The 23,261-nt window shown below is 67.1% G+C and carries 21 protein-coding genes and 2 tRNA genes; 20 read left to right on the top strand and 3 right to left on the bottom strand.

Features of this window, described 5'->3' with window-relative positions; all coding sequences use genetic code 11:
* The first annotated feature begins 20 nt into the window (after positions 1 to 20).
* From ACOAPY_RS08655 to ACOAPY_RS08710, 12 genes are all read left to right on the top strand, one after another.
* Complete coding sequence (locus ACOAPY_RS08655; RefSeq protein WP_465156194.1) at positions 21 to 2,756, top strand: peroxidase family protein; 2,736 nt, start codon at positions 21 to 23, stop codon at positions 2,754 to 2,756.
* A 217-nt stretch (positions 2,757 to 2,973) separates the two neighbouring features.
* Positions 2,974 to 4,485, top strand: a complete 1,512-nt coding sequence (gene gspE / locus ACOAPY_RS08660) for a type II secretion system ATPase GspE (RefSeq protein WP_465156196.1) — start codon at positions 2,974 to 2,976, stop codon at positions 4,483 to 4,485.
* Positions 4,485 to 5,699 carry a GspF family T2SS innner membrane protein variant XcpS gene (gene xcpS, locus ACOAPY_RS08665; protein ID WP_076429699.1) on the top strand — a complete coding sequence of 405 codons (1,215 nt, stop codon included), beginning with the start codon at positions 4,485 to 4,487 and terminating at the stop codon, positions 5,697 to 5,699. Before gspE ends, xcpS begins: the two co-directional genes overlap by 1 nt.
* A 5-nt stretch (positions 5,700 to 5,704) precedes the next feature.
* Positions 5,705 to 6,127 (top strand): type II secretion system major pseudopilin GspG, encoded by a 423-nt coding sequence (gspG, locus tag ACOAPY_RS08670; RefSeq protein WP_021701766.1) that lies wholly within the window; start codon positions 5,705 to 5,707, stop codon positions 6,125 to 6,127.
* A gap of 6 nt (positions 6,128 to 6,133) precedes the next feature.
* A complete protein-coding gene (gene gspH, locus ACOAPY_RS08675; RefSeq protein ID WP_076578972.1) occupies positions 6,134 to 6,658 on the top strand; it encodes a type II secretion system minor pseudopilin GspH in 525 nt (174 codons plus the stop codon).
* Positions 6,655 to 7,044 carry a type II secretion system minor pseudopilin GspI gene (gspI, locus tag ACOAPY_RS08680; protein WP_076578970.1) on the top strand — a complete coding sequence of 130 codons (390 nt, stop codon included), beginning with the start codon at positions 6,655 to 6,657 and terminating at the stop codon, positions 7,042 to 7,044. The genes gspH and gspI overlap by 4 nt, the downstream gene beginning before the upstream one ends.
* Entirely contained in the window at positions 7,041 to 7,748 is a 708-nt protein-coding gene (gspJ, locus tag ACOAPY_RS08685) for a type II secretion system minor pseudopilin GspJ (RefSeq protein ID WP_286945183.1), read from the top strand. The genes gspI and gspJ overlap by 4 nt, the downstream gene beginning before the upstream one ends.
* Positions 7,745 to 8,698 (top strand): type II secretion system minor pseudopilin GspK, encoded by a 954-nt coding sequence (gene gspK / locus ACOAPY_RS08690; RefSeq protein ID WP_465156198.1) that lies wholly within the window; start codon positions 7,745 to 7,747, stop codon positions 8,696 to 8,698. Before gspJ ends, gspK begins: the two co-directional genes overlap by 4 nt.
* Complete coding sequence (gene gspL, locus ACOAPY_RS08695; RefSeq protein WP_465156200.1) at positions 8,695 to 9,840, top strand: type II secretion system protein GspL; 1,146 nt, start codon at positions 8,695 to 8,697, stop codon at positions 9,838 to 9,840. Before gspK ends, gspL begins: the two co-directional genes overlap by 4 nt.
* Positions 9,837 to 10,349, top strand: coding sequence for a type II secretion system protein M (locus tag ACOAPY_RS08700; protein WP_021699706.1), 513 nt, complete (start codon positions 9,837 to 9,839; stop codon positions 10,347 to 10,349). Before gspL ends, ACOAPY_RS08700 begins: the two co-directional genes overlap by 4 nt.
* Positions 10,350 to 10,494: 145 nt before the next feature.
* Positions 10,495 to 10,570: transfer RNA gene (locus tag ACOAPY_RS08705), tRNA-Val, on the top strand.
* Between the two features lie 22 nt (positions 10,571 to 10,592).
* Positions 10,593 to 10,669: transfer RNA gene (locus ACOAPY_RS08710), tRNA-Asp, on the top strand.
* A 244-nt stretch (positions 10,670 to 10,913) separates the two neighbouring features.
* On the opposite strand, the gene ACOAPY_RS08715 is transcribed toward ACOAPY_RS08710, so the two are convergent.
* Positions 10,914 to 11,954: an AraC family transcriptional regulator gene (locus tag ACOAPY_RS08715; protein WP_465156202.1), complete on the bottom strand. Its 1,041-nt coding sequence runs from the start codon at positions 11,952 to 11,954 to the stop codon at positions 10,914 to 10,916.
* A 1-nt stretch (position 11,955) separates the two neighbouring features.
* Positions 11,956 to 13,071, bottom strand: a complete 1,116-nt coding sequence (locus ACOAPY_RS08720; protein ID WP_465156204.1) for a carbon-nitrogen hydrolase family protein — start codon at positions 13,069 to 13,071, stop codon at positions 11,956 to 11,958.
* 201 nt (positions 13,072 to 13,272) lie between these two features.
* On the opposite strand from ACOAPY_RS08720, the gene ACOAPY_RS08725 reads away from it, so the two are divergent.
* The 5 genes from ACOAPY_RS08725 to ACOAPY_RS08745 all read left to right on the top strand — a co-directional run bounded on the left by ACOAPY_RS08725 (position 13,273) and on the right by ACOAPY_RS08745 (position 19,523).
* The gene (locus tag ACOAPY_RS08725; RefSeq protein WP_465156206.1) at positions 13,273 to 15,306 is read left to right on the top strand and encodes an oxidoreductase; all 2,034 of its coding nucleotides are present in this window, start codon (positions 13,273 to 13,275) and stop codon (positions 15,304 to 15,306) included.
* A gap of 64 nt (positions 15,307 to 15,370) precedes the next feature.
* On the top strand, positions 15,371 to 15,802 hold the full coding sequence (locus ACOAPY_RS08730; protein WP_280003378.1) for a nuclear transport factor 2 family protein: 432 nt from the start codon (positions 15,371 to 15,373) through the stop codon (positions 15,800 to 15,802).
* A gap of 206 nt (positions 15,803 to 16,008) precedes the next feature.
* Complete coding sequence (locus ACOAPY_RS08735; RefSeq protein WP_465156208.1) at positions 16,009 to 17,373, top strand: chromosome partitioning protein ParA; 1,365 nt, start codon at positions 16,009 to 16,011, stop codon at positions 17,371 to 17,373.
* 70 nt (positions 17,374 to 17,443) lie between these two features.
* Positions 17,444 to 18,397 (top strand): 1-aminocyclopropane-1-carboxylate deaminase/D-cysteine desulfhydrase, encoded by a 954-nt coding sequence (locus ACOAPY_RS08740; RefSeq protein WP_465156210.1) that lies wholly within the window; start codon positions 17,444 to 17,446, stop codon positions 18,395 to 18,397.
* A gap of 16 nt (positions 18,398 to 18,413) precedes the next feature.
* Complete coding sequence (locus tag ACOAPY_RS08745) at positions 18,414 to 19,523, top strand: cyclic nucleotide-binding domain-containing protein (RefSeq protein WP_465156212.1); 1,110 nt, start codon at positions 18,414 to 18,416, stop codon at positions 19,521 to 19,523.
* Positions 19,524 to 19,546: 23 nt separating this feature from the next.
* On the opposite strand, the gene ACOAPY_RS08750 is transcribed toward ACOAPY_RS08745, so the two are convergent.
* Positions 19,547 to 20,506, bottom strand: coding sequence for a DUF1853 family protein (locus ACOAPY_RS08750; protein ID WP_465156214.1), 960 nt, complete (start codon positions 20,504 to 20,506; stop codon positions 19,547 to 19,549).
* Positions 20,507 to 20,540: 34 nt separating this feature from the next.
* Between ACOAPY_RS08750 and ACOAPY_RS08755 the strand changes: the two genes are divergently transcribed.
* Genes ACOAPY_RS08755 through ACOAPY_RS08765 form a run of 3 tightly spaced genes read left to right on the top strand, consistent with a single transcriptional unit; the run spans position 20,541 to position 23,261 of the window.
* Positions 20,541 to 21,428, top strand: a complete 888-nt coding sequence (locus ACOAPY_RS08755; protein ID WP_465156216.1) for an NAD(+) kinase — start codon at positions 20,541 to 20,543, stop codon at positions 21,426 to 21,428.
* Between the two features lie 4 nt (positions 21,429 to 21,432).
* A complete protein-coding gene (locus ACOAPY_RS08760; RefSeq protein ID WP_076429561.1) occupies positions 21,433 to 22,404 on the top strand; it encodes a metallophosphoesterase in 972 nt (323 codons plus the stop codon).
* A complete protein-coding gene (locus tag ACOAPY_RS08765; RefSeq protein ID WP_465156218.1) occupies positions 22,401 to 23,261 on the top strand; it encodes a rhomboid family intramembrane serine protease in 861 nt (286 codons plus the stop codon). The genes ACOAPY_RS08760 and ACOAPY_RS08765 overlap by 4 nt, the downstream gene beginning before the upstream one ends.

Consider the following 23,261-nt stretch of genomic DNA (forward strand, 5'->3'; position numbering starts at 1 on the left):
AAGAATCGGGAGATTACGCCATGTCTGTTTGGGTCACGTGGCCGAGCTTGGTCAAGTTCGGCACTCTGGGCATCTATGCTGGGCTTATCACGCTCGCGCTCGAGCGCGACGTGCTGTTCAAGGAAAACCTGTTCGACGTCGACAACCTGCCTGCCGCCAACGCCACCATCACCTGTGACGCGCGCAGCCAGGTCGCACGCACCGAGGACGGCACCTGCAACATCCTTTCCAACCCGGCCGAGGGCTCCGTTTACCGCCGTTTCGGGCGCAACGTGAACCCCGCCGTGACCCACGGCGAAACCGAAGCCGATACCCTGCTCAGCCCCAACCCGCGGGAAGTGAGTAACGTGCTGATGGCGCGCGGCGAGTTCAAACCGGCGCCCAGCCTCAACTTCATTGCCGCTTCCTGGATCCAGTTCATGGTGCATGACTGGGTCGACCACGGCCCCAACGCCGAAGCCAATCCGATCCAGGTCCCGCTGCCGGCCGGCGACGTGCTCGGCTCTGGCAACCTCTCCGTGCGCCGCACCCAGGCCGACCCGAGCCGCACCGCTGCCGAAGCCGGCAAGCCGGCCACCTACCGCAACCACAACACTCACTGGTGGGACGGTTCGCAGCTGTACGGCAGCAACAAGGCCACCAACGACAAGGTCCGCGCCTTCGTCGATGGCAAGCTGAAGATCAATCCGGATGGCACCCTGCCGACCGATTTCATCAGTGGCAAGCCGATCACCGGCTTCAACGAGAACTGGTGGGTCGGCCTGAGCATGCTGCACCAGCTGTTCACCAAGGAACACAACGCCATCGCGGCGATGCTCAAGCAGAAGTACCCGGACAAGGACGACCAGTGGCTGTATGACCGCGCGCGTCTGGTCAACTCGGCACTGATGGCCAAGATCCACACCGTGGAATGGACCCCGGCGGTGATCGCCAACCCGGTCACCGAGCGTGCCATGTACGCCAACTGGTGGGGCCTGCTGGGCTCCGGCCCGAACCGCGACAAGTATCAGGAAGAGGCGCGCATGCTGCAGGAGGACCTGGCCAGCTCCAACTCCTTCGTCCTGCGCATCCTCGGCATCGACGGCAGCCAGGCCGGCAGCTCGGCCATCGACCATGCCCTGGCCGGTATCGTTGGCTCGACCAACCCGAACAACTACGGCGTGCCTTACACCCTCACGGAGGAGTTCGTCGCGGTCTACCGCATGCACCCGCTGATGCGCGACAAGATCGATGTCTACGACATCGGCTCCAATATCATCTCGCGCAGTGTGCCGCTGCAGAACACCCGTGATCGCGATGCCGAGAGCCTGCTCAACGGCGAGCATCCGCAGCGCCTGTGGTACTCCTTCGGCATCACCAACCCGGGCTCGCTGACCCTCAACAACTACCCGAACTTCCTGCGCAACCTGTCGATTCCGCTGGTTGGCAACATCGACCTGGCGACCATCGACGTGTTGCGTGATCGCGAGCGCGGCGTACCGCGCTACAACGAGTTCCGCCGCGAGATCGGCCTCAATCCGATCACCAAGTTCGAGGATCTGACCACCGACCCGGCCACCCTGGCCAACCTCAAGCGCATCTACGGCAACGACATCGAGAAGATCGACACCCTTATCGGCATGCTGGCCGAGACCGTGCGTCCGGATGGCTTCGCTTTCGGCGAGACGGCCTTCCAGATCTTCATCATGAACGCCTCGCGCCGCCTGATGACCGACCGCTTCTACACCAAGGACTATCGCCCGGAGATCTACACCGCCGAGGGTCTGGCCTGGGTCGAGAACACCACCATGGTCGACGTGCTCAAACGCCACAATCCGGAACTGGTCGACAGCCTGGTCGGCGTCGAGAACGCCTTCAAGCCCTGGGGTCTGAACATCCCGGCCGACTACCAGACCTGGCCGGCCAAGGCCAAGCAGGACAACCTGTGGGTCAACGGCGCCCTGCGTAGCCAGTATGCCGCTGGTCAGCTGCCGCCGCTGGCTGACACCAACACCTCGGCCCTGCTGGCCAACACCCTGTGGAAGAAGGTACGTGAGGACGTTGACGTAGTGCCGGCCGATTACACCAAGGGCATGCATCAGCATGGTGTGATGGCCAAGGTCAAGTTCAAGCCTGTGGCTGGCAACCCCTACACCGGCCTGTTCCAGGGCGCGGACCACGGTTTGCTGCGCCTGTCGTTGGCCGCCGAGCCGGGCAAGAACGGCTTCCAGCCGGGACTGTCGTGGAAGGCCTTCGTCGATGGCAAGCCTTCGCGCAACGTTGCGGCCCTGCAAAGCTGGACTGGTCAGGGGCAGAACTACAACTTCTTCGCCAATGAGCTGTCGCAGATCGTTGATGCAGGGCTGGTCGACAGCCTGCAGGTGCTGTTCGCCGCGGTCTCGCTGAAACCGACCCAGCTGCGGGTCGATCATCTGGCCAAGATCAAGCAGGACGGCCAGAGCGTCTCGTCGGTCAAGGCACCGACCCAGGTCTACTTCGTGCCACGGGCAGAAGTGCGCAGCCTGTTCTCTACCGCGGCGCACGACTTCCGTAATGATCTGGTGACGCTCAACGCCGGTACCACGCTGTATGACGTGTATGCCACCTCGATGGAGGTCAAGACCTCGATCATCCCGTCCACCAATCGCAGCTACGCCCAACAGCGTCGTAGCAGCGCGGTGAAGGTTGGCGAGCTGGAGCTAACCTCGCCGTTCATCGCCTCCGCGTTCGGTGACAGTGGTGTGTTCTTCAAGCACCAGCGCAGCGAAGACAAGTAACATCCGCTCCGCAATGAAAGAGCCCCGGCCACGGCCGGGGCTCTTTTTTGTGCGTGTGGCACGGCACCATCACAATAGGTCGCTAGGCTGTGCCGCGACATGCGAAATCTGCACTGCAGTTTTGCCTGGAAATCCGTTAACTTGGCGCCTTAGTCGTGCCACATAACAACAATAACAACAGCTAGATGGATCTTCTGTTTCAGGAACGGGCCCGCACATGTCCACCGATACCCATGCCGCGCTAGCGGCCCCGGCAGAGCCGCCGCTGCGCCCGCTGCCTTTCGCCTTCGCCAAACGGCACGGCGTGCTGCTGCGCGAGCCCTTCGGCCAGGCCCAGCTGCAGGTGCGGCGCGGCGCCAGCCTGACCGCCGTTCAGGAAGCCCAGCGCTTTGCCGGCCGCGTGCTGCCGCTGCACTGGCTGGAGCCGGAAGCCTTCGAGCAGGAACTGACCCTGGCCTACCAGCGCGACTCCTCTGAAGTGCGGCAGATGGCCGAAGGCCTTGGCGCCGAACTCGACCTGGCCAGCCTGGCCGAACTCACCCCCGAATCCGGCGACCTGCTGGAGCAGGAAGACGATGCACCGATCATCCGCCTGATCAACGCCATCCTCAGCGAGGCGATCAAGGCCGGTGCTTCCGACATCCACTTGGAAACCTTCGAGAAACGCCTGGTGGTACGCTTCCGGGTCGACGGCATCCTGCGTGAAGTGATCGAGCCGCGCCGCGAACTGGCCGCGCTGCTGGTCTCGCGGGTCAAGGTCATGGCGCGCCTGGACATCGCCGAGAAGCGCGTGCCGCAGGACGGTCGCATCTCGCTCAAGGTCGGCGGTCGCGAGGTCGATATCCGCGTATCCACACTGCCATCGGCCAACGGCGAGCGGGTGGTACTGCGTCTGCTGGATAAACAGGCCGGACGCCTGTCGCTGCAGCACCTGGGTATGAGTGAGCGCGACCGCCGCCTGCTCGACGACAACCTGCGCAAGCCGCACGGCATCATCCTGGTCACCGGCCCGACCGGTTCGGGCAAGACCACCACCCTGTATGCCGGCTTGGTCACCTTGAATGACCGCTCGCGCAACATCCTCACGGTGGAAGACCCGATCGAGTATTACCTCGAAGGCATCGGCCAGACCCAGGTCAACCCGCGGGTGGACATGACCTTCGCCCGCGGCCTGCGCGCCATCCTGCGCCAGGACCCGGACGTGGTGATGGTCGGCGAGATCCGCGACCAGGAAACCGCCGACATCGCCGTGCAAGCCTCGCTCACCGGCCACCTGGTGCTCTCCACCCTGCACACCAACAGCGCCGTCGGTGCCGTCACCCGCCTGGTGGACATGGGCGTCGAGCCCTTCCTGCTGTCGTCGTCCTTGCTCGGCGTACTGGCCCAGCGCCTGGTTCGCGTGCTTTGCGTGCACTGCCGCGAAGCGCGGCCGGCCGATGAGGCGGAGTGCGCACTGCTCGGCCTCGATGCTTCGAGCCGGCCGCAGATCTACCACGCCAAGGGCTGCCCGGAGTGCCACCAGCAGGGCTACCGTGGCCGCACCGGCATCTACGAGCTGGTGATCTTCGACGACCAGATGCGCACCCTGGTGCACAACGGCGCGGGCGAGCAGGAGCTGCTGCGCCACGCCCGCAGCCTCGGCCCGAGCATCCGTGACGACGGCCGGCGCAAGGTGCTGGAAGGGGTGACCACCCTGGAAGAAGTGCTGCGCGTGACGCGGGAAGACTGATGGCCGCCTTCGAATACATCGCCCTGGACGCCCGGGGCCGCCAGCAGAAAGGCGTGCTGGAGGGCGACAGCGCCCGCCAGGTGCGCCAGCTGTTGCGCGACAAACAGCTGTCGCCGCTGCAGGTCGAGCCGGTGCAGCGCAAGGAGGAGGGCGCCTCGGGCGGCTTCACCCTGCGCCGTGGCCTGTCGGCCCGCGATTTGGCCCTGGTCACCCGCCAACTGGCGACCCTGATCAGCGCTGCCCTGCCCATCGAAGAAGCGCTGCGCGCCGCCGCTGCGCAGTCGCGCCAGCCGCGTCTGCAGTCGATGCTGCTGGCGGTGCGTGCCAAGGTGCTGGAAGGCCACAGCCTGGCCAAGGCCCTGGCCACCTACCCGGCGGCTTTCCCCGAGCTGTACCGCGCCACGGTGGCGGCCGGCGAGCACGCCGGTCACCTCGGCCCGGTGCTGGAGCAGCTGGCCGACTACACCGAGCAGCGCCAGCAGTCGCGGCAAAAGATCCAGATGGCGCTGCTCTACCCGGTGATCCTGATGCTCGCCTCGCTGGGCATCGTCGGCTTCCTGCTCGGCTACGTGGTGCCGGACGTGGTGCGGGTGTTCGTCGACTCCGGGCAGACCCTGCCGGCGCTGACCCGCGGGCTGATTTTCCTCAGTGAGCTGGTCAAGGCCTGGGGCGCGCTGGCCATCGTGCTGGCGGTGCTCGGCGTGATCGGCTTTCGCCGCGCCCTGCGCAACGAAGACCTGCGCCGGCGCTGGCACGCCTTCCTGCTGCGCGTGCCGCTGGTCGGTGGGCTGATCGCTGCCACCGAGACGGCGCGTTTCGCCTCGACCCTGGCCATCCTGGTGCGCAGCGGCGTGCCGCTGGTGGAGGCGCTGGCCATCGGCGCCGAGGTGGTGTCCAACCTGATCATCCGCAGCGACGTGGCCAATGCCACCCAGCGTGTGCGCGAGGGCGGCAGCCTGTCGCGCGCGCTGGAGGCCAGCCGGCAGTTCCCGCCGATGATGCTGCACATGATCGCCAGCGGCGAGCGCTCCGGCGAGCTGGACCAGATGTTGTCGCGCACGGCGCGCAACCAGGAAAACGACCTGGCGGCCACCATCGGCCTGCTGGTGGGGCTGTTCGAGCCGTTCATGCTGGTATTCATGGGCGCGGTGGTGCTGGTGATCGTGCTGGCCATCCTGTTGCCGATTCTTTCTCTGAACCAACTGGTGGGTTGATAGCGATGTACAAACAGAAAGGCTTCACGCTGATCGAAATCATGGTGGTGGTGGTCATCCTCGGCATCCTCGCCGCCCTGGTGGTGCCGCAGGTGATGGGCCGACCGGACCAGGCCAAGGTCACCGCGGCGCAGAACGACATCCGCGCCATCGGTGCGGCGCTGGACATGTACAAGCTGGACAACCAGAACTACCCGAGCACCCAGCAGGGCCTGGAAGCCCTAGTGAAGAAGCCCACCGGCAACCCGGCAGCGAAGAACTGGAACGCCGAGGGTTACCTGAAGAAGCTGCCGATCGACCCCTGGGGCAATCAGTATCTGTACCTGTCGCCGGGCACCCGCGGCAAGATCGATCTCTACAGCCTCGGCGCCGATGGCCAGGAAGGCGGCGACGGCACCAACGCCGATATCGGTAACTGGGACCTCTGATTCGTAATGCAGCGCACGCGCGGGTTTACCCTGATCGAGCTGCTGGTGGTGCTGGTCCTGCTCGGCGTGCTGACCAGCCTCGCCGTGCTCGGCAGCGGCCTGGCCAGCAGCCCCGCGCGCAAGCTGGCTGACGAGGCCGATCGGCTCAACAGCCTGCTGCGGGTGCTGCTCGACGAGGCGGTGCTGGATAACCGCGAGTATGGCGTGCGTTTCGAGGCCCACAGTTATCAGGTGCTGCGCTTTGATCCACTGAAGTCGCGCTGGCAGCCGCTGGACGACAAGGTCCACGAGCTGCCGGACTGGGTGCAGCTGAGCATCGAAGTGGAAGACCAGGGCGTCAGCCTACCCACCGCCAAGGGGGACAAGGACAAGTCCGCACCCAAGCCGCCGCAGCTGCTGATTCTTTCCAGCGGCGAACTGACACCTTTTACCCTGCGCCTGGCCGGTGGTCGTGAGCGCGGTGCACCGGTGCTGTTGCTGGTCAGCGACGGCTTTGCCGAGCCCGCGCTGCAGCAGGAAAAGTCCCGATGAGGCGCGGCCGCGGCTTCACTCTGCTGGAGGTGCTGGTGGCCCTGGCGATCTTCGCCGTGGTCGCCGCCAGCGTGCTCAGCGCCAGCGCCCGCTCGCTGAAGACCGCCGCGCGCCTGGAAGACAAGACCTTCGCTACCTGGCTGGCAGACAACCGCCTGCAGGAAATCCAGCTGGCCGACGCGCCGCCGGTTGAGGGGCGCGAGCAGGGCGAGGAAAGCTACGCCGGTCGGCGCTGGCAGTGGCAGACCGAGGTGCAGGCGACCAGCGAGCCGGAGATGCTGCGTGTCACCGTGCGTGTGGCGCCGCGGCCCGAGCGTGGCCTGCGCGGTAAGATCGAGGACAACGCACTGGTCACCTTGAGCGGCTTCGTCGGGGTGGAGCCATGAGGCAGCGTGGTTTCACCCTGCTGGAGGTGCTGATCGCCATCGCCATCTTCGCCCTGCTGGCCATGGCCACTTACCGCATGCTCGACAGCGTGCTGCAGACCGATCGCGGCCAGCGCCAGCAGGAGCAGCGCCTGCGCGAGCTGACCCGGGCCATGGCGGCCTTCGAACGCGACCTGCTGCAGGTGCGCACGCGGCCGATTCGCGACCCGCTCGGTGACCCACTGGCCTCCCTGTACGGCGACAGCGGCAAGGACACCCGGCTGGAGTTCACCCGCAGCGGCTGGCGAAATCCGCTGGGCCAGCCGCGCGCGACCCTGCAGCGGGTGCGCTGGCAGCTGGAGGGCGAGCGCTGGCAGCGCGCCTACTGGCCGGTGCTGGACCAGGCCCAGGACAGCCAGCCGCGGGTGCAGCAGGCGCTGGATGGGGTCAAGCGCTACGAGCTGCGTTTCCTCGATCTCGAGGGGCGCTGGCTGCAGAGCTGGCCGCCGGCCAACAGCCGCTCCGAGGAAGGGTTGACCCAGCTGCCCAAGGCTATCGAGCTGATCATCGAGCATCGCTATTACGGCGAGCTGCGGCGCATCTGGCGCCTGCCGGAGCTGCCGCCGCAGCAGGTCGCGACGCCCGATGGCGGCGACGGTGGCGATGATGGTGAGCTGCTGCCGGACGAACCGTCGCCTGTGCCGGGCGAGGAGCCGGCAGCATGAGGCGGCAGCGCGGGGTGGCGCTGATCACCGTGCTGCTGGTGGTGGCACTGGTGACCGTGGTGTGTGCGGCCCTGCTGCTGCGCCAACAACTGGCCATTCGCAGCACTGGCAACCAGCTGCTGGTGCGTCAGGCCCAGTATTACGCCGAAGGCGGCGAACTGGTGGCCAAGGCGCTGTTGCGCCGCGACCTGAGCGAGGGCCAGGTGGACCACCCGGCCGAGGCCTGGGCCAACCCCAGGCTGCGTTTCCCGCTGGACGAGGGCGGCGAGCTGCGCCTGCGCATCGAAGACCTGTCCGGGCGCTTCAACCTCAACAGCCTGTCGGTCAATGGCGAGGCCGGCGAGCTGGCCCTGCTGCGCCTGCGCCGCCTGCTGCAGGGCCTGCAGCTGAGTCCGGCCTACGCCGACCGTTTGCGCGACTGGCTGGACCTCGACCAGGACCCCAGTGGCATGGCCGGTGCCGAGGATGACCAGTACCTGCTGCTCAAACCGGCCTATCGTACGGGGCCGGGTGTCATCGCCGATGTGTCCGAGCTGCGCCTGCTGCTGGGCATGAGCGAGGTCGATTACCGGCGCCTGGCGCCTTTCGTCAGCGCCTTGCCCAAGGATGTGGAACTCAACGTCAATACTGCCAGCGCCCAGGTGCTGGCGTGCCTGGGCGACGGCATTCCCGACTCGGCACTGAAGGCGGTCATCGAAGGGCGCGGGCGCACCGGCTATCGTGAGCCTTCCGCGGTTACCCAGCAGCTCAGTGCCTATGCCGTGAGCCCGCGGGGATTGGGCATCGCCAGCCAGTATTTTCGTGTCACCACCGAAGTGCTGCTGGGCGACCGGCGCCAGGTGCTGACCAGCTATCTGCAACGTGGCAATGATGGACGCGTCCGTCTGATGGGGCGCGATCTGGGGCAGGAGGGCCTGGCGCCCCCGCCCGTCGAGGAGTCCGAACAATGAGTCTGCCCACCCTGTTTCTTCCACCGCAGGCCTGTACCCAGGTGGCCGCCGAGCTACCGGTCTGGCAGGTCGATGGCGACATCTGTAGCCAGCGCCCGTTCGCCGAGGCTCTGCCAGACGCGGCGCGGGCCTGGCGCCTGGTGCTGCCGGTGGAGGCGGTAACCGTCTGCCTGGTGCAGCTGCCGACCACCAAGGCGCGCTGGCTGCAGAAGGCCCTGCCGTTCGCCGTGGAGGAGCTGCTGGCCGAGGACGTCGAGCAGTTCCACCTGAGCGTCGGCGGCCAGTTGGCCGACGGCCGTCACCGTGTCTACGCGGTGCGCCGCGCCTGGCTGACCGATTGGTTGGCGCTGTGTGGCAGCCAACCGCCGCAGCGCATCGAGGTGGATGCCGACCTGCTGAGCGAAGAGGGCAGCCAGCTGCTCTGCCTGGGCGAGCGCTGGTTGCTCGGCGGCAGCGGCGAGGCGCGCCTGGCCCTGCGTGGCGAGGACTGGCCGCAGCTGGCCGAGCTCTGCCCGCCGCCACGGGTGGCCCGGGTGGCGCCCGGCCAGGCAGCGCCGGCACACGTCGACGAGGTGCGCGAGCTGGCTGCGCCGCTGGCCTGGCTGGCCCGTCAGCAGGCCGAGTGCAACCTGGCCCAGGGCCCATTCGCCCGTCGCGAGCCGTCCGGGCACTGGTCGCGCTGGCGTCCCCTGGCGGCGCTGCTGGGACTGTGGCTGGTGCTGCAGTGGGGCTTCAACCTGGCCCAGGGCTGGTACCTGCAGCGTGAGGGCGAGCGCTATGCCCAGGCCAGCGAGGTCCTGTACCGCGAGCTGTTCCCCGAGGACAGCAAGCTGATCAACCTGCGTGCGCAGTTCGACCAGCACCTGGCCGAGGCGCAGGGCGGGGGCCAGCAGCAATTGCTGCAGCTGCTCGACCAGGCTGCTGCGGCGATAGGCGAGGAGGGCGCGCGGGTCCAGGTGCAGCAGCTGGACTTCAATGCCGAGCGCGGAGACCTCGCACTCAACCTGCAGGCCAGCGATTTCTCCGCCCTGGAAAGCCTGCGCACGCGCCTGCAGGAGGCCGGGCTGGCGGTGGACATGGGCTCGGCGAGCCGGGAAGACAATGGCGTCAGCGCACGCCTGGTGATCGGAGGTAACGGATGAGCGATCTGACCATGCGCCTGCAGGCCCAACTCGCCAGCAACCCCCTTGTCGCGCGCTGGCATGCGCTGCCGCCGCGCGACCGCCTGGCGCTGGGCCTGCTCGGTGGCTTCCTGCTGCTGGTGCTGCTGTATCTGCTGCTGTGGCGGCCGGTCAGCCAGAACCTCGAGCAGGCCCGCGGCTTCCTGCAGCAGCAGCGCGCGCTGCATGCCTATCTGCAGGAGCACGCGCCGCAGGTGCGGGCACTGCAGGGCAAGCCACAGGTCAATATCGACCCCGCCGCGCTGCAGGGGCTGATCACTGGCAGCGCGGCCGGCCAGGGCCTGAACATCGAGCGCCTGGACAACCAGGGCGATGGCGGCCTGCAGGTCAGCCTGCAGCCCACCGACTTCGCGCGTCTGCTGCGCTGGCTGATCAGCCTGGAGGAGCAGGGCGTGCGGGTCGAGGAAGCGGGGTTGGAGCGGGCGGAAAAGGGCTTGGTGAGCACTCGCCTGCTGCTGCGTGCCGGCTGACACCCGTGCACCACTCGGGTGCCTCCGGCACCCGGATCGGGCAGCGTGAAAAGCCTCCTGAAAATCGCCCCGAAGAAAAAATTCAAGCAGGGTGTTGACTTAGGAGAGGGGGATGCGTAAATTTCGCCACCTCGCAAGGCTACTCGGGTGATTAGCTCAGCCGGGAGAGCATCTGCCTTACAAGCAGAGGGTCGGCGGTTCGATCCCGTCATCACCCACCATGTCTCTTGCGAGAACCGACGCGCAGCGGTAGTTCAGTCGGTTAGAATACCGGCCTGTCACGCCGGGGGTCGCGGGTTCGAGTCCCGTCCGCTGCGCCATATAAAGAGAAGCCCTCAGCTCGCAAGAGCTGGGGGCTTTTCGCATCTGGCGGAATTTTTTCTGCCGTCATCGCGTTGTCATCGGGAATCTTCAGTCTGTTGGCATGGTCTTTGTTTCAATCTCGACCAACGACTGGAGGAAGCCCCAATGGATGACTACGTCGAAGAGCTGCTGGAATCCCACGCCATCGATCATGACCCGGCCGAGCCTGCCGAGGATGCCACCGAGCTGTGAGGCCGCGGTCTAGCTCGGCTGCAGGCGCTGGCTGCGGCGAAACTCTCCGGGCGTCTGCCCGCTCCAGCGCTTGAAGGCGCGCTGGAAAGCCTCGGCCGAGGCGAAGCCGAGCAGGTAGGCGATTTCGCCGAACGCCAGTTCGGTATCGCGGATATAGGCCATCGCCAGGTCGCGCCGCGTTTCATTGAGCAGGGTGCGGAACTGTGTGCCTTCCTCGGCCAGTTTGCGCCGCAGCGTCCAGCTCGGCAGCTGCAGCTTGCTCGCGACTTCTTCCAATTCCGGCTCGCGGCCGTGCAGCATAGGCCCCAGCAGGTGGATGATGCGCTCGCGCAGGCTGCGGGTGCGGGTCAGCTGTTCCAGCTCGCGCTCGGCCAGCTCCAGCATCTGCTGCCAGGTGCTCGGGCAGTGTTGCGACAGTGCCTGGTTGAGGCTGCTCAGGCCCAGACGCAGGCGGTTGTGGCCGGCGCCGAACTCCACCGGGCAACCGAAACAGCGCTCATAGCGCTCGGCATAGTCTGGTGCGGGAAATTCGATTTCCACGCGCTCCAGTGCCAGCGTTCCGCCGAGCAGGGCGCCCAGCTGGTGGTGCCAGCTGGACAGCACCGAATCCACCACGAAGCGATTGAAGGCGTTGTACGGGCTGATCGAGTAGAAGCTCAGCCAGGCACCGCTGGCGTCCTCGACAAAGCTCGACTGGCCGCGGTAGTTGTGGGCGTACAGCGGCTCGAAGCGGATCAGCGTGCGCGCGGCCTCGCGCAGGGTCGGCGCCTGCGCGGCGGTGACGCCCGCCAGGCCGGCCTGGCCGATGCGGCTGTGGCGACCCATCTCCAGACCCAGCGCGGCATCGCCGCACAGCTGGATGGCGCTGTGGCCCAGGCGCATGTAGCGCGGGATCGACAGGCGTTCGCGCGGCAGGGCCAGGCGCGTATCGTCCAGGCGGAACTGACGCAGCAACTCGTCGGCGGCGATGCCCTTTTCTGCCAGGGCGTCCACCAGTCCATGGACGAAGGCGACGGAGAGGTCGCCGAGGCGCACGCGGGCCGGTTTCACGTCACAGCCACAGGTTGAACAGGCGCGCGCCCGGGGCTTCTTCCACCAGCTGCGTGCCTGCCGGCGTCACCGCCAGGCTGCGCCCGTCGCTGCCGAGGTTCCACAGCTGGCCGCGCAGGAAAACCGCCATGCCGGCACGCGCGCCACTCGGCGCCAGCTGCATGGGCAGCGAGTGATGCAACCAGGCCTGGCCCTCGCTGAGCGGATCGGCGCGGCTGCGCAGGTCGCTGGGGGTGCCACTCCAGACTTCATTCCAGTGGCCGTTGCCGGGCAGGTAGGCCGGCACGGCGAGCAGTTCGACCTGCTGGGCGATCAGCGGTGCATAGCTCTCCGCGCGCCAGCTGTCGGTGCCGATCAGCACGCCCAGACGGCCGGCCGGGGTGGTCACCACCTGCAGGGCCTGGTCGGAAGCCGCGGCGGTGAAGCTGTCCTCCTCGCGATGCGGCAATACCTTGCGCTGCGGCTGGCCGAGCGGCAGGCCATCGCTGCCGAACACCAGGCTGACGTTGTACAGCGGGCCATCACCGACCTGCAGCACGCCGTCGACCACGCTGGGCTCGGGCAGCACGATGGAGCCGGCGACAATGGTCACGCCGTAGGTCTCGGCCAGGCCGCCGAACAGACTCTGGTAGTCGTCGGCCATCTGCCGGGCCTTCATCCGTAGCAAGGCATCACTGAAGCGCGCCGTGCCCTGGTTGGCGAACAGTGCCCGCAGCAGCTCCAACGGGTGGCTGAGGCCCAGCCAGATACGTGCCTCGGCCAGGTCGCGGGCAGCGAACACTTCGCGCTTCTCGCCGACGGCCACCAGCCAGGTGCCGATATGTTCGGGCAGCACCACCACCGTCTTCGGGTTGAGCAGGCCCTGCTGCCTGGCCTGGTCCAGGTAGGCGGACAGCTTGCGGTGCAGGTGCAGCGCGCTGCGGTAGTCGGCGCCTTGCAGTTCCGGCTGGATGCCCAGCAGGTTGCCACGGCCACTGTCCTGGCCCTGGATGAAGGCCAGCGAGCTGCGCAGGTCGCTGAGGAAGAAACTGGTCGGGCGCCACTGGATCCAGGCGGCGTAGGCGATCAGGGCCAAGGCGAGCAGCACGAGCAGGCTGCGGCGGAGCAGGGTGAGCATGGGTAAACCTGGTGCGAAAGACGGTGCCAGACTAGGCCAAGGCGATGGCCTTGCCTAGTCGTGCTGTCATTTATGATCAATAACTTGTGCATTTAGATCATTGAGCGCCCGGCGACGGCTCTTTATCGTCTGCCGCAACAACGACCACGCGCGCATCAGTGCGTGGCAGCCCGTGACAAGCCCGACGCTGTGGAGATGACCATGAGCAACGCCTACCCGAACCTGCTGGCCCCGCTGGACCTGGGTTTCACCACCCTGAAGAACCGTACCCTGATGGGCTCCATGCACACCGGCCTGGAAGAGAAGCCCAATGGCTTCGAGCGCATGGCGGCCTACTTCGCCGAGCGCGCCCGTGGCGGCGTCGGCCTGATGGTCACCGGCGGCATCGGCCCGAACGAGGAGGGCGGTGTCTACTCCGGTGCGGCCAAGCTGACCACCCCGGAAGAGGCCGAGAAGCACAAGATCGTCACCCGCGCGGTGCACGAGGCCGGCGGCAAGATTGCCATGCAGATTCTGCATGCCGGCCGCTACGCCTACAGCCCGAAGCTGGTCGCGCCCAGCGCCATCCAGGCGCCGATCAACCCGTTCAAGCCCAACGAGCTGGACGAGGACGGCATCCAGAAGCAGATCAACGACTTCGTCAACTGCGCCAAGCTGGCCCAGCAGGCCGAGTATGACGGCGTCGAGGTGATGGGTTCGGAAGGCTACTTCATCAACCAGTTCCTGGTCGCCCACACCAACCACCGTACCGACCGCTGGGGTGGCAGCTACGAGAACCGCATGCGCCTGCCGGTGGAGATCGTCAGCCGCATTCGCGAGGCCGTGGGCCCGAACTTCATCATCATTTACCGCCTGTCCATGCTCGACCTGGTCGAGGGCGGCAGCACCTGGGACGAGATCGTGACCCTGGCCAAGGCCATCGAGAAGGCCGGCGCCACCATCATCAACACCGGCATCGGCTGGCACGAGGCACGTATCCCGACCATCGCCACCAAGGTCCCGCGCGCGGCCTTCACCAAGGTCACCGCCAAGCTCAAGGGCGAAGTCAGCATCCCGCTGTGCACCACCAACCGTATCAACACGCCGGAAGTCGCCGAGCAGGTACTGGCCGAAGGTGACGCCGACATGGTGTCCATGGCCCGCCCGTTCCTCGCCGACCCGGACTTCGTCAACAAGGCGGCCGCCGGCCGTGCCGACGAGATCAACACCTGCATCGGCTGCAACCAGGCCTGCCTGGACCACACCTTCGGCGGCAAGCTGACCAGCTGCCTGGTCAACCCGCGAGCGTGCCACGAGACCGAGCTGAACTACATTCCGACCACCACGGTGAAGAAGATCGCCGTGGTCGGCGCCGGCCCGGCCGGTCTGTCCGCCGCCACCGTGGCTGCCGAGCGTGGCCACAGCGTGACCCTGTTCGACGCCGCCGGCGAGATCGGCGGCCAGTTCAACGTGGCCAAGCGCGTGCCGGGCAAGGAAGAGTTCTACGAGACCCTGCGTTACTTCAAGAAAAAGCTGGAAACCACTGGCGTCGACCTGCGCCTGAACACCCGCGTCTCGGTCGACGACCTGGTCAAGGGTGGCTTCGACGAGATCATCCTGGCCACCGGCATCGTGCCGCGCACCCCGGCCATCCCGGGCATCGACAATGCCAAGGTGATCAGCTACCTGGACGCCATCCTGCAGCGCAAGCCGGTTGGCCAGAAGGTCGCGGTGATCGGCGCCGGCGGTATCGGCTTCGACGTGTCCGAGTTCATCACCCATGCCGGCGAGGCGACGAGCCTCAACCGCGAAGCCTTCTGGAAGGAGTGGGGCATCGACACCGCGCTGGACGCCCGTGGCGGCATCGCCGGGATCAAGGCCGAGGTGCACCCGGCGGCGCGTGAGGTGTTCCTGCTGCAACGCAAGAAGTCCAAGGTCGGCGACGGCCTGGGCAAGACCACCGGCTGGATCCACCGTACCGGCCTGAAGAACAAGAATGTGCTGATGCTCAACTCGGTCGAGTACCTCAAGGTTGACGACGCCGGGCTGCACATCCGCATCGGCGAGGGCGAGCCGCAGCTGCTGCCGGTGGACACCGTGATCGTCTGCGCAGGGCAGGACCCGCTGCGTGAGCTGCAGGAAGGCCTGGAGGCCGCCGGGCAGAAGGTGCACCTGATCGGCGGTGCCGATGTGGCCGCCGAGCTGGACGCCAAGCGCGCGATCAACCAGGGCTCGCGCCTCGCCGCCGAACTCTGATCGATAGACGCCCCGCCCAGTGCGGGGCGTTTTCTTTGTGGCTCACAACAATAAGGAGAAGCCCATGTCCACCGATCTTCAATTGCAACCGGCCGCAGCCGCCAGCCTGCAGCGCTGGCACCAGTTCGTTGCCGCCGGGGACCTGAGCCCGCTGCCGGAGCTGCTGCACCCGCAGGCGGTGTTCCGCTCGCCCATGGCGCACAACCCCTATCCGGGCGCGCCGGTAGTCAACCTGATCCTCAATACCGTGCTGCAGGTGTTCCAGGACTTCGCCTATCACCGTGAGCTGGTCAGCGCCGATGGCCTCAATGTGGTCCTGGAGTTTTCCGCCAAGGTCGGCGGGCGAGAGCTCAAGGGCATCGACATGATCCGCTTCGACGAGGCCGGCAAGATCGTCGAGTTCGAAGTGATGGTGCGTCCAATGAGCGGTCTGGCGGCCCTCGGTGAGGAGATGGGGCGCCGTCTGGCTCCGTACCTGGCGGCAAAACCGGCCTGAACGCCCAACCCGTCACACTTTCATCCTACCGCCATCCCCTAGCCGGATGGTGGCAGGTTGCCTGCCAACCCAGTCACATTGCCCGCCTTCTGTTTTCCCCTAGACTTGCCCGAAACAAGGGATTGCGCCTGCCTGTCAGGTTATGCGTGTGCACGGCCCGCCCGTAGCGCGCCGATCGTGATCCCAGATGGCCTTGAGGGAAATCCATGAGCATGCAGAACAAAGCGCAGATGGTCGAAGCGGTGCTGTTCTTCAATGACCGCGGCGTCTGCAAAGAGATGCTGTTTCCCGAGTTCGAGGCGCTGCTCGACAACGTGGTGAACATGCCCGAGTTCGCCGATCAGCAGATGCGCCTGGCCTATGTGCTGATCAATCCGCGCCTGCTGGTGCGCGCGGTGGTGTTCTTCTACCTGGATTTCGACGAGCACGGCGCCGCCGACAAGGGCTGGAACCTGCCGCTGCGCCATCTGGCCGACAATGCCGGGCGTGGCCCGGACCTGGGCGCAGGCCCCATCCGCCTGGCCTGCCGCAGCCAGTGCCCGGTGTCCTGGCACCAGATGCACCTGTGGGACCCGAGCCTGGCGCCCGGCAAGAACGACCTGGTGCTGGTACGTGATGCCGCCAAGCGCAACGCCCTGGGGCTGCTGGTGGAGGAGGACGCGCCGGTGGTGCTGGCCGAGCGCCTGCAGGTGGCTGCCGAAGACAAGTGGCAGGCACCCGATCCCGCGCGCGAGGAGGCTGACAAGCAGGCCGAGCAGAAAGAGCAGGAGCATCGCCTGAAGACTGCCCAGCTGATCAAGCAGCAGCGCCTGCGCATCAGCACGCTGGGCAAGCAATACGAGGAGGAGCTGGCGCGTCTCAAGCTGGCCGGCGAGGAGCGTCAGCGGGCGCTGCAGGCGGAAATCCACAACCTGCAGCAGGTCTTGCGCCAGCAGGAAGAGCTGAACAACAGCCTCAAGGCGCAGCTCGGCGCCCAGGCTGACAGCATGCAGCAGACCCGCGAAGAGTTGGCCAAACAGCTGCGCGATCTGGAGCGTCATGGCCGCACCGAGGCCGATATCCTGCGCGCCCAGTTCGACTCCGAACTGCAGGCACGAGTTGCCGCCGCCGTGGCCGAGGCTCGCGAGCAGGTGGCGATTCGCGATGTCGAACTGGCCTACCGTGCCGAGCAGGAGACGCAGCTGCAACAGGAGCTGGAACGCCTCAGGCGCGAGCGTGACGAGCTGGCCAGCCAGGGCGGTGAGCAGATTCTCGAGCGCCTGGCCAAGCTCGGCGTGGTCTTCGTGGTCTATCACCCGGGCGCCGGGCACCTGACCATTCCGCTGCAGGACATCGCCCGCTACCAGAACAACCCCATGAGCTACGCGGCGGCCAAGTGCTTCGTTTCCGAGGAGCAATACCGCCAGTGGCTGGCGCACTACCAGCAGCCGACCTGCGAGGCCAGCCTGCCGTCCGGCGAGCGCTGCGCCATGCCGATCGACCGGGTCGAGACGCCCAGTCGCTTCGTGGCCGGTGAATCCAACTGCTGTGCCCGGCACAAGGCCGGCGCGCGGCTGCGCACCGTCAGCTGAGGCACCGCATCCGGTTATCATCGGCGGGCGCCCTCTGTCGGGGTGCCTGACCCCGACCGGATTCTTCCGCATGCCCTTCGCCGCTCCGCACTGGATTCCCGCTGCGCCCCTGCAAGCGCTTTCATTCGACTGGTCGGTACGTGCCGCCGTCGAGCTGGCCGTGCTGCGCCTCGATCTGCTCGACCCGCAGCTGTCCGGCAACAAATGGTTCAAGCTCAGGCCGCACATCGAGGCTGCCGCCGCAGCCGGTGCCGACGGGCTGATCAGCCTGGGCGGTGCCCATTCCAATCACCTGCATGCCCTGGCCGCGGCCGGCCAGCGCTTCGGCTTCGCCACCGTCGGCCTGCTGCGCGGCGAGGCGCAGGACACGCCAACGGTGCGCGACCTGCAGGCCTTCGGCATGCAGCTGCACTGGCTCGGTTACGGCGGCTATCGCCGGCGCCACAGCCCCGACTTCTGGCAGCCCTGGCGCGAGCGCTACCCGCAGTTGTTGCCCGTCGACGAGGGCGGTGGCGGGCTGCTGGCGGCAAGGTCCTGCGCGGCGATCGTCGAGATGGCCAGGCAGCAGTTGGGGGCGCTGGGCTGGGCCGACTACCACGGCTGGTGGTTGGCCGCCGGCACCGGCACCACGGCCGCCGGCCTGGTGATGGGCGAGCAGGGCGCGCGGATGGTGCATGTCGCCATGGCCGTGCCGCCCGGGCATGGGGTGGAGCAGGCCGTACCGGCCATACTGGGCGAGGCTGGCCTGGCCGACTGCGGCTATCGTTTGCTGGACGCCAGCCTGGGCGGTTTCGGCAAGGTGGATGCGCGCTTGGCACAGCTCATCGACGACGGCGAGCGCAGCGCCGGGTTGCCGCTGGAGCCCCTCTATACCGGCAAGGCGCTGCTGGCATTGCGCGACGAGGTGGAGGCCGGTTACTTTGCTCCGGGTACGCGCCTGCTGCTGCTCCACACCGGAGGCCTGCAGGGGCGCCGGGCCATGGCCCAACGCCTGGAAGAACTGGCCGCAGTGCGCCGAGAATAATGAAGGACAGGTGTCGATGACCGAGCCGCTGAATCCCGAACAGCTGCGCAGCTTTACTCCGCTCAACGTGCTATCCGAGCAACAGTGGCGCGAGCTGCGTCCACAACTGGTGCCGCAGCACCTGCTGGCCGGCCAGTTGCTGTTCCGCCAGGGCGATCAGGCCCGTACCACCTATTACCTGCTGTCCGGCGAGTTGCTGCTGCGCGATGCCGCCGGCGGTGAGGAGCGTCTGCAGGCCGGCAGCGAGACCAGCTGCCACCCGCTGTCGCCGAGCCTGCCGCGTCAGCACGAGGTGCGTGCGCTGAGCGACGCCAGCGTACTGATGCTCGACTCGGCCAACCTCAGTCGTCTGCTCACCTGGCGTTTGGCCTACCACGACCTGCTGCTCGATCTGGGCAGCAATGGCGACGATGTCGAATGGCTGGAGCGCCTGCTGGAGAACCCGCTGTTCACCAAGGTGCCGCCGGCCAATGTGCGCGCCATGCTCGATCGCCTGCGGCCGATCGACCTGCCGGCCGGCAGCCGTGTGCTGGTCGAAGGTGAGGCCGGCGACTGCTGCTATTTCCTCAAGAGTGGCCGCGCCGAGGTATTTCGCGGCGGCGACGCCGGTCGTCAGGTGCTGGCCGAGCTGGAGGTCGGGGCCTGCTTCGGCGAGGAGGCCCTGCTGTCTGATCAGCCGCGCAACGCCACCGTCACCCTGATCGAACCCGGCGTGGTACTGCGCCTGGATCGCCAGGATTTCTTCGCCCTGCTCAAGGCGCCGGTGGTCGACGAGGTGTCCTTCGGCGAGGCAGCCCGTCTGCTGTCGAGCGGTGCCCAGTGGCTGGATGTACGCCTGCAGGCCGAGTACGAGCAGGCGCATGCCCAGCAGGCGCTGAATATGCCGCTGCACCTGCTGCGCCTGAAAGTGCGCCTGCTGGACAAGAGCAAGACCTACCTGTGCTACTGCGACAGCGGCAAGCGCAGCGCCAGCGCGGTGTTCCTGTTGTCACAGCTGGGCTTTTCCGCCTACGCCCTGCGCGACGGTCTCGACGCGCTACCGGCGGTGCAGCGCGCGGGGCTGCTGTGCGAGAGCGGCCCGGGCTATCTGGCACGTTCCGGCGGGCGCACCGAGCGCAGTCATTAAGTCGCTGTAGCTGCCTTTCTGGGTCAGGTATCGCTGACCAGAAACACTCGCTCCCGCTCCCGCCAGTCGTTGCTCCCGCACCGCTCCAGGCGCACCAGCAGCTGCGCCGGCGCCTCGGCTGGTAGTTGAACCAGCCAGTTCTCCAGGGTTGCCTCGTTCCACACTTCGACCTGCTCCAGCCGTGCCGGCGCCAGCCATCGCTGGCGTGGCAATACTTGCCAGTGATGATCGGCTCCGGCCACATGCCGCCAGTCACGACGATGCAGCCAGCGCCCGCGCAGATGGCCCTGGGCGCTGCCCACCGGGTCCGCACAGGGCTGTGCCCAGGGATAGAACAGATAGCCCGCCAGCCAGGCTGCCGAGCGCGGTGCTTCCTCGGTCAATGCCGCCAGTGCCTGGCGGCCGGCCGGGGTGCTGGCGAGCGGCAGCTGGTGCCGGTGCAGATGCTCCAGCTTGAGGCCCAGGCGATCCTCGCTGGCCGGTCCCAGCCAGTTGTTGGCGTCATCTCCAGCCGCCTGCTCCGGGCCGAGGTACAGCTTGATCGCCAGCTCCAGGTGATGCACGCCCTCGTCATCGCGCAGCAGCAGATCCAGCTCGCCCAGGGTCTGCCCGGCCTGGCGTACCGGCAGGCCGGCGGCCAATAGCTGGACATCCGGTGCCGCCTGCAAGGCGAATTGCCAGAGCCGCTCGTAGTAGCGACCGAGGCGGCTGGAACTGCCGGCCAGATAGGCGAGTAGCGCGCTCGGCTCGGCTTCCTGGTGCAGCAGCCAGTCGATCAGTCGCTGTGGCTCGGCCCGCCAGATGCTCGCGGCCAGGGGATCGCGCAGCGGTAGCGTGCGCCCGTCGAGCAGGGCGGGGGAGAGCAGGGTCCAGGCCAGGTCACGCACCTGCGGCTGGCGCAGGTGCTGCAGGAGGTCGTCGAGGGGCGTCGTCATCGGCCGAGCATAGCGCCTGGTTTGCCGCTGCGAAGCGCTTTCGCCCATAATCCGGGCAATTCTCCCCGTTGCAGAGCGCCCCATGGAGCAGTTTCGCAATATCGGCATCATCGGCCGCCTGGGCAGCGCCCAGGTGCTCGACACCATCCGCCGCCTGAAGAAGTTCCTGCTTGAGCGTCACCTGCATGTGATCCTCGAGGACACCATCGCCGAAGTGCTGCCCGGTCACGGCCTGCAGACCTGTTCGCGGAAGAACCTCGGCGAGGTCTGCGACCTGGTCGTGGTGGTCGGCGGCGACGGCAGCATGCTCGGCGCCGCGCGCGCCCTGGCCCGCCACAAGATCCCGGTGCTGGGCATCAACCGTGGCAGCCTGGGTTTTCTCACCGACATCAAGCCGGACGAGCTGGAGGTCAAGGTCGCCGAGGTGCTGGAAGGGCGCTTCCTCGAGGAAAGCCGCTTCCTGCTGGAGGCCGAGGTGCGCCGCCACGGCGAGGCCATCGGCCAGGGCGATGCGCTCAACGATGTGGTGCTGCACCCGGGCAAGTCGACCAAGATGATCGAGTTCGAGCTGTTCATCGACGGCCACTTCGTCTGCAGCCAGAAAGCCGACGGCCTGATCATCGCCACGCCGACCGGCTCTACCGCCTACTCGCTGTCCGCCGGCGGGCCGATCATGCACCCCAAGCTGGATGCCATGGTCATCGTGCCTATGTACCCGCATACGCTGTCCAGTCGCCCTATCGTGGTCGACGGCAACAGCGAACTGAAGATCGTCGTGGCCGACGACCTGCCGATCTACCCGCTGGTATCCTGCGACGGCCAGAACCACTTCACCTGCGCGCCTGGCGACACCATCACGGTGGCCAAGAAGCCGCAGAAGCTGCGCCTGATCCACCCGCTCGACCACAACTACTACGAGGCCTGCCGCACCAAGCTCGGCTGGGGCGGCCGCCAGTGGAGCCACGACTGACATGCTGCTGGACAGCGGGCGTGGCTATGACCTGATCGGCGACGTGCACGGCTGTGGACGCAGCCTGGAGCGCCTGCTCGAACAGATGGGCTACAGCCGGCATGGCGGCGTGTGGCGCCACCCGCGCCGCATGGTGCTGTTCCTCGGCGACATCATCGACCGTGGCCCGCGCATTCGCGAGGCCCTGCACCTGGTGCACGACATGGTCGAGGCCGGCCAGGCGCTGTGCATCATGGGCAACCACGAGTACAACGCCCTCGGCTGGTACACCGAGGCGCCGGCCAACAGCGAGCGGCGCCATGTGCGTGAGCACACGCCGCGCCACGAGCGCCTGCTGCAGCAGACCTTCCGCCAGTTCGAGGAACACCCGGCGGACTGGCACGATTTCCTCGACTGGTTCCAGCAGTTGCCGCTGTTCATCGACGCCGGGCGCTTCCGCCTGGTGCACGCCTGCTGGGATGGCGAACTGATCGGTCAGCTGCGCCAGCGCTTCGCCGATGGCCGCATCGACCGTGCCTTCGTCACCGCCTCGGCGGTGCCTGGCAGCTTCGCCAACCGGGTGTTCGAGCGCCTGCTGCGCGGCACCGACTTGCGCCTGCCACAGGGCCTGACCCTGACCAGCGAGGAAGGCTTCACTCGCGCCTACTTCCGCACCAAATTCTGGGAGGACGACCCGCAGACCTACGGTGATGTGGTGTTCCAGCCCGATGCCTTGCCCGAGAGCGTGGCCAGCCTGCCGTTGAGCCCGACCGACAAGGGCCGCCTGCTGCAATACGGCGTCGACGAGCCAATGCTGTTCGTCGGCCACTATTGGCGCCGCGGCCGGCCGACGCCGATCCGCCCCAACCTGGCCTGCCTGGACTACAGCGCGGTGATGTACGGCAAGCTGGTGGCCTACCGTCTGGACGAGGAGACGCAGATCGATCCGAACAAGTTCGTCTGGGTCGAGGTGGAGCGTCCGGAGGCACCGCAATGAGCCCGGTGGAAGCGCTGCGCCGGCCGCTGCAGGAGGACCTCAGCGGCTTTGTCGGCCTGCTGCGGCGCCTGCAGGTGCCGCACCGGGTCAGCGAGGAGCGCGGTGCCCAGGTGCTCTGGGTGCCCAGCCAGCCGCTGGCCGACCAGGTGCGCGCGCTGTATCTGAGCTATCCGCAGGGGGCGGCCGAGGAGCAGGTGCCGACGCCAGTGCTGCCGTCGCGGCCGGGGCTGGTCGCACAGCTGCGGGCCAGTTGGATGACCGCGCTGGTGCTGTTGCTGACCCTGCTCGTCGCCGCCGTGACTTTGCTCGGTGACAACTTCGCCGCCTTGCGCTGGCTGACCTTCCAGGACTTCCAGATCCAGGGCGAATACCTCTATTTCCAGCCCTGGACGGCCAGCCTGGAGGCAGGGCAGTGGTGGCGCCTGCTGTCGCCCATGCTGATCCATTTCGGCATCCTGCACCTGGCCATGAATGCGCTGTGGTACTGGGAGCTGGGCCGCCGCATCGAGTACCGCCATGGCGGCCTGGTCCTGCTCGGGCTGACCCTGCTGTTCGGTCTTCTGTCCAATTTCGCCCAGTTCTGGTTTGGCGGTCCCTCGCTGTTCGGCGGCCTCTCTGGTGTGCTCTACGGCCTGCTCGGTTATTGCTGGATTTTTCAGCTGCTGGCACCGACACCGGCCTACCAGCTGCCGCGGGGCGTGCTGGCGATGATGCTGATCTGGCTGCTGGTGTGCCTGTCCGGGGTGATCGACACCCTGGGCCTTGGTGCCATCGCCAACGCCGCCCATGTCGGCGGCCTGGTCGCCGGTTGCGCCGCTGGCCTGATCGGCGGTGCGCTGGCGCGTCTGCGCCGGTAA

The organism is Pseudomonas stagnisoli (assembly GCF_048595745.1).
Taxonomy (GTDB): domain Bacteria; phylum Pseudomonadota; class Gammaproteobacteria; order Pseudomonadales; family Pseudomonadaceae; genus Aquipseudomonas; species Aquipseudomonas alcaligenes_A.

Excerpts from the sequence above, each read along its gene's own strand:
- ACOAPY_RS08655 (WP_465156194.1), top strand. The coding sequence starts at position 21 with ATGTCTGTTTGGGTCACGTGGCCGAGCTTGGTCAAGTTCGGCACTCTG.
- gspE (WP_465156196.1), top strand. The coding sequence starts at position 2,974 with ATGTCCACCGATACCCATGCCGCGCTAGCGGCCCCGGCAGAGCCGCCG.
- xcpS (WP_076429699.1), top strand. The coding sequence starts at position 4,485 with ATGGCCGCCTTCGAATACATCGCCCTGGACGCCCGGGGCCGCCAGCAG.
- gspG (WP_021701766.1), top strand. The coding sequence starts at position 5,705 with ATGTACAAACAGAAAGGCTTCACGCTGATCGAAATCATGGTGGTGGTG.
- gspH (WP_076578972.1), top strand. The coding sequence starts at position 6,134 with ATGCAGCGCACGCGCGGGTTTACCCTGATCGAGCTGCTGGTGGTGCTG.
- gspI (WP_076578970.1), top strand. The coding sequence starts at position 6,655 with ATGAGGCGCGGCCGCGGCTTCACTCTGCTGGAGGTGCTGGTGGCCCTG.
- gspJ (WP_286945183.1), top strand. The coding sequence starts at position 7,041 with ATGAGGCAGCGTGGTTTCACCCTGCTGGAGGTGCTGATCGCCATCGCC.
- gspK (WP_465156198.1), top strand. The coding sequence starts at position 7,745 with ATGAGGCGGCAGCGCGGGGTGGCGCTGATCACCGTGCTGCTGGTGGTG.
- gspL (WP_465156200.1), top strand. The coding sequence starts at position 8,695 with ATGAGTCTGCCCACCCTGTTTCTTCCACCGCAGGCCTGTACCCAGGTG.
- ACOAPY_RS08700 (WP_021699706.1), top strand. The coding sequence starts at position 9,837 with ATGAGCGATCTGACCATGCGCCTGCAGGCCCAACTCGCCAGCAACCCC.
- ACOAPY_RS08720 (WP_465156204.1), bottom strand. The coding sequence starts at position 13,071 with ATGCTCACCCTGCTCCGCCGCAGCCTGCTCGTGCTGCTCGCCTTGGCC.
- ACOAPY_RS08725 (WP_465156206.1), top strand. The coding sequence starts at position 13,273 with ATGAGCAACGCCTACCCGAACCTGCTGGCCCCGCTGGACCTGGGTTTC.
- ACOAPY_RS08730 (WP_280003378.1), top strand. The coding sequence starts at position 15,371 with ATGTCCACCGATCTTCAATTGCAACCGGCCGCAGCCGCCAGCCTGCAG.
- ACOAPY_RS08735 (WP_465156208.1), top strand. The coding sequence starts at position 16,009 with ATGAGCATGCAGAACAAAGCGCAGATGGTCGAAGCGGTGCTGTTCTTC.
- ACOAPY_RS08740 (WP_465156210.1), top strand. The coding sequence starts at position 17,444 with ATGCCCTTCGCCGCTCCGCACTGGATTCCCGCTGCGCCCCTGCAAGCG.
- ACOAPY_RS08745 (WP_465156212.1), top strand. The coding sequence starts at position 18,414 with ATGACCGAGCCGCTGAATCCCGAACAGCTGCGCAGCTTTACTCCGCTC.
- ACOAPY_RS08750 (WP_465156214.1), bottom strand. The coding sequence starts at position 20,506 with ATGGGCGAAAGCGCTTCGCAGCGGCAAACCAGGCGCTATGCTCGGCCG.
- ACOAPY_RS08755 (WP_465156216.1), top strand. The coding sequence starts at position 20,541 with ATGGAGCAGTTTCGCAATATCGGCATCATCGGCCGCCTGGGCAGCGCC.
- ACOAPY_RS08765 (WP_465156218.1), top strand. The coding sequence starts at position 22,401 with ATGAGCCCGGTGGAAGCGCTGCGCCGGCCGCTGCAGGAGGACCTCAGC.